2 protein-coding genes are annotated in these 1,662 nt (G+C 46.1%); both read right to left on the bottom strand.

All coding sequences use genetic code 11. The annotated features are described in order from the left end of the window. The coding region (locus tag MC7420_RS31130) for a tetratricopeptide repeat protein (RefSeq protein WP_006105640.1) at nucleotides 1-1,050 on the bottom strand (1,050 nt) is incomplete at its 3' end. Between the two features lie 144 nt (nucleotides 1,051-1,194). Further along, nucleotides 1,195-1,539: a hypothetical protein gene (locus MC7420_RS43070; protein ID WP_006105601.1), complete on the bottom strand. Its 345-nt coding sequence runs from the start codon at nucleotides 1,537-1,539 to the stop codon at nucleotides 1,195-1,197. Nucleotides 1,540-1,662: the final 123 nt, after the last annotated feature.

Below are 1,662 nucleotides of genomic sequence, written 5' to 3'. Positions count from 1 at the left end.
AGCCTGGGATAAAGGTAAAGCCTGTTGGTAGTACTCTAATGCCTGTTGTTTTTCTCCTAATTCAGAATAGACAGCACCAATATTATTCAGCGTTCTTGCTTCCCCGGCGCGATCACCTACAGTCCGTTTTAAGGGTAAAGCTTGTTGAAAGTACTCTAATGCTCGTTGTTTCTCTCCTAAGTCATTATAGACAAGACCAATATTATTCAGGATGCCTGCTTCAAGGGCGCGATTACCCACAGCCCGGCTTAAGGGTAAAGCCTGTTGGTAGTACTCTAATGCCCGTTGTTTTTCTCCTAATTCAGCATAAACAAGACCAATATTATTCAGGGTTGTTGCTTCCCCGGCGCGATCGCCTACAGCCTGGGATAAGGGTAAAGACTGTTGGTAGTACTCTAATGCCCGTTGTTTTTCTCCTAAGGCATTATAGACAGCACCAATATTAGAGAGGGTGACTGCTTCAAGGGCGCGATCGCCTACAGCCTGGAATAAGGGTAAAGCCTGTTGAAAGTAATCCAATGCCTGTTGATTCTCTCCTAAATTTGAATAGACAAGACCAATATTATTTAGGGTTGTTGCTTCCCCGACGCGATCTTCAAGTTTTTGATAGAGAGGTAAGGCTTGATTATAATAATCTAGGGCTTTTTGTTTGAATCCTAATAAATCATGAGCTCTACCCAGTATCAGATGAATAAAAGCCTCTGCTGATTGATCCCCCACCTCACGCCACAGAGGAAGCGCTGTTTCCCATTTTTCAATGGCTTGTTGCAGTGATTCGGCTGTCCCTTGATCAAACAGTTGCAATCCTTCGTCAGTCAGTCTTTCGGCTTCAGCGCGTTTGTCAGTTTGGGCGATCCTTATCGGCGCTATCTCCCCAGTGCGTTTTGGTAGGGATAACCCCTGATCTTGTTCCACCGCGACAATGAAAATGCTGCTGAAGATAGTGATTACAGCATGGCAGGAATAAACCAACCATTGCCGAGAAGCTAAGGTTGACTTGAGAAAACAGGTTTGACGTTTTTCTGTTGGCTGTTGTTGTGGGTAATGCATCCGTTTACCTTCAGTTTGGCATCGAGTTTTGAGACATTTGCCTCTTACCACCCTTTATGTCTGGACAGGTTGAGGTTATGCAATGTAGAGACGCGCCATGGCGCGTCTCTACGTTCCCATTTTCACCTATCCAGAGATTTATCCCTACCTAGCAAACCGTTCTAATAATTCCTGACGAGAAAGCGTCAACAGCAAAGCAGTCAACTCTTGATGGGGTAACTCTAACATGGATGCGATTTTGTCGGCTAATTCCTGATCAACTTCACCAAACCGCACTCTCAGCAGGTTTTCCACCTTTTCTCGCTTCCCTTCGCCGAATCTCTCTTCTACCCCAGAAGTCTTGCCAAACCACAGTAATAACTCTTCACGAGAAAGACTAAACAGCAGACGAGTCAACACTTGTGGTGTTAACTGTAACATCGGTGCGATGATCGCTTCTAATTCGGCATCAATCTCACCAAACCGCACTCGGAGGAAGTTTTCCACCATTTGCCGTCGTTCTTCCCGAATCCCTTCCCGAATCCCTTCTTGTCTGCCTTCTAAGGCACTACCTGTAGGGGCACGGCAATGCCGATCCGTGTCAACTTAAGCTCAACCCCTCACCCCCACCCC

The organism is Coleofasciculus chthonoplastes PCC 7420, assembly GCF_000155555.1.
GTDB classification, from domain to species: Bacteria; Cyanobacteriota; Cyanobacteriia; order Cyanobacteriales; family Coleofasciculaceae; genus Coleofasciculus; species Coleofasciculus chthonoplastes_A.
This window is presented reverse-complemented; position numbering and strand designations above follow the sequence as displayed.

Excerpts from the sequence above, each read along its gene's own strand:
- MC7420_RS43070 (WP_006105601.1), bottom strand. The coding sequence starts at position 1,539 with ATGGTGGAAAACTTCCTCCGAGTGCGGTTTGGTGAGATTGATGCCGAA.